Below are 7,969 nucleotides of genomic sequence, written 5' to 3' on the forward strand. Positions count from 1 at the left end.
AGAGGGGGAAGAGGGGGAAGAAAATGCTTTCAAATCTTCATTAAATTTAGTAAATAGCTATAAAAAATCAATTTATCATAATTTTTAATCAAATCTTTTTATGGTTCGATCGATCAGTGCCACTTTTAGCGATCGATTTAGTCTAAATTTTATCTCGAACTGAGATAGGAATTAAGAATTAAGAATTAAGAATTAAAAATTAAGAATGTAAGAAGAATTGGATGTTAATTGTAGATGATTTATTTTATAAAATAGCATTTCTTTCTAATACTAATAAGTTTCTTAATTGATCTGTATCTAAATCTGTCAACCAGTCTTCTCCTGTGTTAATTGTTTGTTCTGCTAATTGTTTTTTATTCTCTAAAATATCGTTAATTTTTTCTTCTAATGTACCGCTACAAATAAATTTATGGACTTGTACATTTTGTTTTTGTCCTATACGAAAAGCTCGATCGGTTGCTTGATTTTCTACGGCTGGATTCCACCATCGATCAAAATGGAATACATGATTAGCTTTGGTTAAATTTAAACCCGTTCCTCCTGCTTTTAATGATAGTATAAAAATGGGTGGTCCTTGGGGATCATTTTGGAATCGATCGACCATTTCTTGACGTTTTTCGGTTTTGGTACTACCCGATAAAAACAGTACTTCTACCCCTAGCTTTTGCTTTAAATAGGGCTGTAATAGATTTCCCCACTCTGCAAATTGAGTAAATATGAGACTTCGATCGCCTTCGGCTACTACTTCTTCTAACATCTCCTCTAAGCGTAACAATTTACCCGATCGAGGAGAAAAATCTAGCTTTTCTTCCTTTAATAAATGAGCAGGATGATTGCAAACTTGCTTTAATTTCATCAATAAAGTTAGGATTAATCCATGGCGTTTAATGCCCATATTTTCATTAATTTTTTCTAAAGATTCATCCACTAAATTTTGATATAATTGAGCTTGTTCTGCTGATAAACCACAATAAACATTCATCTCCTGTTTTTCAGGTAAATCTTGAATAATATTTTTGTCTGTTTTCAGTCTTCTTAAAATAAAAGGTTGTACTAACGATCGTAATGTTTGTAAAGAATGTTGATCACCATATTTCTCAATAGGAATAGTAAAACGCCGTTGAAAAAATTGTTGTGTACCAAGATAACCTGGGTTTAAAAACTCTAAAATTGACCACAATTCCGAGAGACGATTTTCTACGGGAGTACCCGTTAAAGCGATTCTAAACTCAGATTTTAACTCTTGTACTGCCTTTGTTTGTTTTGCTTGAGGATTCTTAATATTTTGTGCCTCATCGAGAATTACCCCCTGCCATTCTACCAGATTTAAACTGTCAAAATCTCGATAAATTAGAGCATAACTGGTAATAATTACATCCTGTTTTTGCGCTTCTTTAACAAACTCTTCTCCTTTACTTCTTTGTTCTCCATGATGGATAATAACTTTTAGGGTAGGAGCAAATTTTTTGATCTCTCTTTCCCAGTTATTTAATACGGAAGTTGGGCAAGTAATTAAACTAGGTTTTGTCAGTGAATCTTCTTCTTTTAAAGTAAGTAGAAAAGCAATTAATTGCACTGTTTTTCCTAAACCCATATCATCCGCTAAACAAGCACCTAAATTCCATTTTTCGAGGAAATATAACCAACTAAAACCAGCTTTTTGATATTCCCGTAATGTACCTTTAAAAGTCTTAGGAGTAGGTAAAATATTGATTTTTTGATTATCATTAATACTGTTAATTAAATCTGCTAAAGCACCACTACTTTCAAAAGCCACAACGGGTAATTTAGCGATGGTTTCTCCTTCACCGCTACTCAATCTTAAGGCATCTTCTACAGTTAAATTGATATTGTTTTCTGCTTGGTTTAAAATGTCTTCGGCGGCTTTTACATCCGCAGGTTGTAAGGCTAACCATTGCCCATCTATTTCTACAATAGGAGATTTTTGTGCTAATAAATTTTGAAATTCTTTTTTGCTTAATGTTTTGTCTCCTACGGCTACTTTTAAGTTGTAATTTAAGAGGGTATTTAAGTTTAATCTTTCGCCTTTTTTAACGTTAACTTTCGCTTCAATTTTTACTCCTAAACGTTTCTCATCCACACCACTATTTAAACCTTGAGGTAAAATTACCCCTAAACCATTATCTTGTAATTGCCATGCCACGCTACGAATAAATTGATAGGCAGAAATGGCATTTAATTGACAAAAATTAGGCATAGATTGCGCCAAACTTTCCGCAATAGGTTCATAAAATCGACAAGCTAATCCTAATCCTTTTAAAATAATTTCTTGAGGATTTTCAATGATTCGATCGTCAATTTGTAAGTCTGGTTGAGTATTTTCCCAAATCTTTTCTGTAGGGATTAAAAAATCTGGATTATCGATGGCTTGTAAGTAATAATTTAAACGCCAATTATCATAGTTATCAACTTGATTTGTGGTGACTGGAGGTTGTAATTTAAAACAAATTCGATATTGTTTTTTTACTAATTGAAAATCCTCAGTAATTAAGTTATCTTGAATCGGTAATGTCCAATTATCAAAAGCAGTTTTTAATCTTTTACTGTCTAAAGAAGTTAAATTAGAGATTTGTTTTTCTTTACTATTGAGCGATTCTAGCCATGATTGTACCATGACATCGTTGTTAATATTAATACTATTATTGCTTAATAATTTACGAATTTGAGCATCTAAAATGGTTTGCAAAAAATCTAAAATTAGTTCTTGTTGTGGTATAATAGGATCGTCTTCTGATTCTACATAACATCTTGCCATAGAAGGCATCGATCGAATAAAATGAGCTAAACGACTTTGATCTATGTTACTATCGAGTAAAGGTTGCCAAAAACTATTTTTTTTATCATCGATACCGGGTAAAAATTTACGGCGACAAATTAAGTCTAAACTCCAACGATAAATGTGACTCCAAAATCTTAAATCACAACCAATATTTTCTACTTTACTTAGGGGTAATTTATCTAAAAAAATTAATAATTGATCTAGAGTAAGTTTAAAACCACCTACTTCCCAAGGGTATAAAATAACGGTACTTAATTTATTGGTAATAGTAACAAAATGCTCGTATAATAAAGGAATAACGGTTTTAGATTTAGGCTTTTTTTGAGAAGGAAATAATACCATTTCCCATTGCCAAATAGTGTTTAACTTATCGCTATAATCATTGAAACTATGATGATAATTATTATTTTCTAGGATAGAGTATAACTCTTTAGGTTGTTCTACTAAAAAAGGATAAAGATATAAATATTCTGCCTCTAAATCATATTTTTCTTTTTCTAATTGTTTCCAGACTTCACTCCAAATAAAAAAATATTTTTCTTCTTTCTTGACAAGAAAACTACCATGTAAAGTTGACATATTTTATAAATTAAAATAAATGATTAAAAAGTATTTGATAGATTTTAATGATAAAAGTATTTATAGGATTTATCCTAGTTATGGAAAACAATAAAATTAATCAAGTTGTTGATAATAAATTTAAAATATAGGCAAGATTAACCATGATGTTTAAGGCTGAGATACGGTTAAAAAAGATGTGCCTTGAATTTATCTCACTGATGGAGTTAAATTATTGTTATTACACTCTTTTATGGCACTCAAAATTGCTGTTTAATGGTTTTTGCATTGCCACATTATGCTATAAATGATAAGTTTATCACCAATGGGATCGATCGTGAGTAATGAATAAGATAATTGAGAATTAAGAATTAAGAATTAAGAATAAGAGATTCTTGTAAAATGGGGATAGTTTGCCCTGATACACTATAAACTAATGCTTCTCGATAGTAACGATTGGCAGGATGATTCTCTTGATTTGCTTGTCCTTTACTACTAATAATAGCAACGATCGAACTCCGAAAAGCTAAATTTATGGCTTTCACTCTTAAAGTCAATTTTTGCCTAAAATCGATAGCTTCATCATCGACTATATTAAACATATTTTGTTGTAAATCTTCTATTTCTGTTTTGAGTTGATTATAAGTATCATTCACTTGGGCTAACTGCAATTTTTGGCTATTATCTTCTAATATCTTTAACGCACCTTGCGCACAACCCAAAGCAAAAAAGCCATTATGTAAAACATTTTTTTCGTCTTTTTGATGAATGGCATCGGGAGGATTAATCATAATTACGTCTTCTTCGGGTAAAAACCATTGAGTTAAAGTGGCAGACACCGTATTAGTACTATTCATCGCACATAAGTTCATTACGGTACTAAATTTTAAGTTATTATGGGGTAAAAAGGGCAAAATACCATATAACTGACAACGATCGATCGAAGTCGCTCCAATGATAAAATAGGAGAAAATATCATAACCTGTAATCCAAGGTACAAATCCTGTTAATTCATAACCACCTTTAACGGGAGTTGCTGTAACTAAAGGTTTTCCTTGTCTTCTTAAATGGGAAAACCCAACACCACAAAAGAGATTTTCTGTCAAAATTTTTGCTAAATATTTCTCTTGAATTTCTCGATTACTTTGGTTTAACATTGCCATAGCGCTTTGATGTTGAGTTTGTAAAAAGCATAAACTCCCTGAATATTTTGCCATCATTGTTTGCCATGAATAAAACCCTTGATTACTCATAGCAACGCCCCCTAAATTTTGCTTTAATCTTAACCTAAAAAAATCGGGATTAAGCTCATTCATTAAAGATATTTTCTCTTTTAAAATATTACTATTTTTATCAATTAAATGGGCCTGGGGTAATATTTCCTTTTTCAAAAAATCTTCTGCTTCCGTTAATATATTCGTTTCCGATGGTGGAAGTGCATCTACTTTAATCTCATTTTCTATAGCTAATAATAAAAGTTTTTTCTGAAACTTTCCCTTAACTTGGGCTTTGTTTTCTTTTACTTTTTGAATCTCTTTTTTATCTAAATTATACACAGAAATAAGAGCTTCTATCACCTCATAAACATCTGCAATTTCTTCCATCAAATTAGATTCATCCGCTTGAAAAACCTCTTGAGATTCTTCTATTAATTTATCTTTTAGAGCTTGTTTATATTCGTGAATATTTAACTGTTTTACTTGACATTGACTGTGATTTGTGTTAATAATTTCAGGAATTTTATCTCGTACTAATTTAGGATATTTATTAATCATTTAATCTGTTATATAAAACTCCTCTTAGCTTATCAGAATTTAAAAGATACTTAGAAGTTATACACTTGTACGAAAAATTAAGGCATTGAGATTCCTTCGCTACACTCGGAATGACAGAATATCATTGAAAGTGAGCAAGTACTAATACTATATTTCAAGTCTCTAAGCTAGTTATTTTGTTGTCGTCAAAGGTTTATATCTTTCACCTTTTGCGTAGTTAACTAATTGAGCATTTTTAAAAAACTCATCATCTAACTCTGGAATATCTGAGTAATCAATATCTTCATCAGGTATTGCCTCAATCTCTTTCATTCTTTCTTCTGTCATGGGGGGAATTTCACTTCTTTTAACTGTAATAATTGTCATACTTTAACCTCTCTTTTTTATTCGATTTACGAGCTGATATGATCCTAATTTTTTCTCCTCTTTCAGTATAAATAATAGTAAAATATACTGCTATGATTTTTCCTATACCTTTTAACCTAATCTCGCCATAATCATAGCGATTATCTATTTCTGTTACCATATCGTTGTCAAAGACTTCGATCGCATCCTCAAATCTAATACCATGTTTTTCTTGATTCTTAATGTTTTTTTGCTCATCCCATTCAAACTCATAATCTAGGTTTTGCATTACTTTCTATGGGAAGTTTCATAAATTAAAACACATTTAAAGTATATATTGTTCCGATTTAAAAAACCCTCAAAATATTTAAGAATTACCTGTTCTCTATTACCTGTTCCCTTATATAATATTCAATTATGAGCAATCAGGATAATATAAATATGTCGATCGAAAATGATTTAACAACTCAAGTGTATCAGTGTGTTATTAGCTGTCCAAACAAACAACCCCCTACTATTCCCTTTGTTTTTCCTACGGAGGAGAGTCCTTCTAACCATAGATATATTTTAACTTCACCCCTTGAGGATTCTGCTTTATCATCTTTTTTTTCATGGAACGATCGAAAGTATTATTGTATAGAAGTAGAAGATACTAAGCCTGATGATAGAGGAATTTTAGACGAAAACTTAGATCAAGTAGAAAGTTTTGAGCGAGAAAGTATAAAATCCGCAGGAATCCCTGATTTAGCTTTTGCTTATCTAACTTTGACAGAGTATAACCCCACTGTACCCGAATTATTGGACGGTTGGGAAGACGTAGAAAATGATCAAGAATTTATAATTATCACTAAAAATAGTCATCTTCAAACTTTAGAGGAATATCTCAAAAACAATCACTTGGAGAAGATTCAAGTTTTGCCCTATCTCCAAAAAATGACAAAATTATGGAAAAGTTTTTCCAAAATAGAATGTTGTGAAACTTTGTTACGCATTGACAATTTAAAAGTAGCTGATGATGGTACTTTAATCTTAGATAAAATATATCTCGATCGAGCCAATGATCCCCCTTTACTCAGACAATTAGTAGAAGTTTGGGCGCATTTAATCGAAGACTTGAAAGGAGACTATAAAGGCATTATCACGGATTTGATGATCAAAATTGAGTCAGGAGAAATTGACGATATTAAAGAGCTTCGATCGGAATTACAATCGATCGTACAGGAAATAGAACTAGAATTAATCTTAGAGCAAGAAAAAGAAAATGAAGCCGAAGATGTCATCTTTATCCCCGGAGACGATGAATTAAAAGACTTAGTAAACCAATTTGAAGACGAAGATTCAGACGGCGAAGAAGCCACCCAAATCAACAACCCCGATGGAGATGATCAACCCACCGTTGTTTTACCCATGAGACTTTTAAGTGTAACAGATGTTGGCTTAAGTGATGTGGGGAGAAAAAGAGGACATAATGAAGATTGTTTTGCCATTGAAACATCTATTCATAAGAAAGAAAGCTCTCAAGGGTCATATTTTACCGCAAAAGGAATGTTTATCGTTTGTGACGGTATGGGAGGCCATGCTTCGGGAGAAGTTGCCAGTGCTATGGCAGTCAAAAATATTTATCGTTATTTCCAACAACATTGGACAGACGAAATTCCTAACGTACAAGTAATTAGGGAGGGCATTATCCAAGCCAATGAAGCCATTTACAACGCTAATATTCAAAAAGGGCAAACAGGAGCAGGAAGAATGGGAACTACCCTTGTGATGACATTCCTTCAAGATACTAAACTTGCCATCGCCCATGTAGGAGACAGTCGTATTTATCGGGTTACTCGTAAATGGGGCTTAGAACAACTTACCACAGATCACTCTGTAGCACAGGCTGAAATCAAACATGGAGTAGAACCTGATATTGCCTATGGGCGCCCCGATGCTTACCAATTAACTCAAGCTCTAGGACCTAGAGACAATACATTTGTTCACCCTGATATTAACTTTTTAGAAATTAAAGAAGATACATTATTAGTGATGTGTTCCGATGGTTTGTGTGACAATGAGCTATTAGAGAATCATTGGGAAACCGCATTATTACCGTTAATTAGCTCTAAAGCGAATCTGGAGGAAGGAATAAGTCAAATTATCGATCTTGGTAATCAGGTGAATGGTCATGATAATATTACCTGTATTTTAGTTCGTATTAAAGTACAACCTAACCTTGAACATCAGAATCCCATTTTTTAGCCTTAATAAGCAGAGTTTTTTCATTCTCAAATTTTGATTTAATGCTTACGCTCACCAACCACTCAAAACTATAATTGATAAGAAATCTAGCCATTTTTTATGGTTAGAAAATCAATTATTATTAGGAATTTTTCCTCAAAAACTGAGCATTTTTTACTAAATTTTATTTAAAACAACTTTGTAATTATAAGTTAATACAAAGCCTCAAAACCTTGATTTTGTCACCTATTCACTCTTCCCTTTTCCC

The 7,969-nt window shown here is 32.1% G+C and carries 5 protein-coding genes; 1 reads left to right on the forward strand and 4 read right to left on the reverse strand.

What is annotated here, in order from left to right:
- Window positions 1-244: 244 nt before the first annotated feature.
- The 4 genes from ACN4EE_RS21105 to ACN4EE_RS21120 form a co-directional block, all read right to left on the reverse strand.
- The gene (locus ACN4EE_RS21105) at window positions 245-3,379 is read right to left on the reverse strand and encodes a DEAD/DEAH box helicase (RefSeq protein ID WP_431708479.1); all 3,135 of its coding nucleotides are present in this window, start codon (window positions 3,377-3,379) and stop codon (window positions 245-247) included.
- 350 nt (window positions 3,380-3,729) lie between these two features.
- Window positions 3,730-5,133, reverse strand: coding sequence for an acyl-CoA dehydrogenase family protein (locus ACN4EE_RS21110; protein ID WP_431708480.1), 1,404 nt, complete (start codon window positions 5,131-5,133; stop codon window positions 3,730-3,732).
- Window positions 5,134-5,304: 171 nt separating this feature from the next.
- Window positions 5,305-5,499 carry a hypothetical protein gene (locus ACN4EE_RS21115; protein ID WP_431708481.1) on the reverse strand — a complete coding sequence of 65 codons (195 nt, stop codon included), beginning with the start codon at window positions 5,497-5,499 and terminating at the stop codon, window positions 5,305-5,307.
- Window positions 5,480-5,767: a BrnT family toxin gene (locus ACN4EE_RS21120; RefSeq protein WP_431708482.1), complete on the reverse strand. Its 288-nt coding sequence runs from the start codon at window positions 5,765-5,767 to the stop codon at window positions 5,480-5,482. The genes ACN4EE_RS21115 and ACN4EE_RS21120 overlap by 20 nt, the downstream gene beginning before the upstream one ends.
- 128 nt (window positions 5,768-5,895) lie before the next feature.
- Here ACN4EE_RS21120 and ACN4EE_RS21125 point away from each other — a divergent pair, with 128 nt between their 5' ends.
- On the forward strand, window positions 5,896-7,722 hold the full coding sequence (locus tag ACN4EE_RS21125; protein WP_431708483.1) for a serine/threonine phosphatase: 1,827 nt from the start codon (window positions 5,896-5,898) through the stop codon (window positions 7,720-7,722).
- Window positions 7,723-7,969 lie beyond the last annotated feature (247 nt).

Source organism: Geminocystis sp. CENA526 (assembly GCF_050753365.1).
Taxonomy (GTDB): Bacteria; Cyanobacteriota; Cyanobacteriia; order Cyanobacteriales; family Cyanobacteriaceae; genus Geminocystis.

Bases quoted from the DNA above. Each gene is read 5' to 3' on its own strand.
- ACN4EE_RS21120 (WP_431708482.1), bottom strand. From the start codon at position 5,767: ATGCAAAACCTAGATTATGAGTTTGAATGGGATGAGCAAAAAAACATT.
- ACN4EE_RS21105 (WP_431708479.1), bottom strand. From the start codon at position 3,379: ATGTCAACTTTACATGGTAGTTTTCTTGTCAAGAAAGAAGAAAAATAT.
- ACN4EE_RS21125 (WP_431708483.1), top strand. From the start codon at position 5,896: ATGAGCAATCAGGATAATATAAATATGTCGATCGAAAATGATTTAACA.
- ACN4EE_RS21110 (WP_431708480.1), bottom strand. From the start codon at position 5,133: ATGATTAATAAATATCCTAAATTAGTACGAGATAAAATTCCTGAAATT.
- ACN4EE_RS21115 (WP_431708481.1), bottom strand. From the start codon at position 5,499: ATGACAATTATTACAGTTAAAAGAAGTGAAATTCCCCCCATGACAGAA.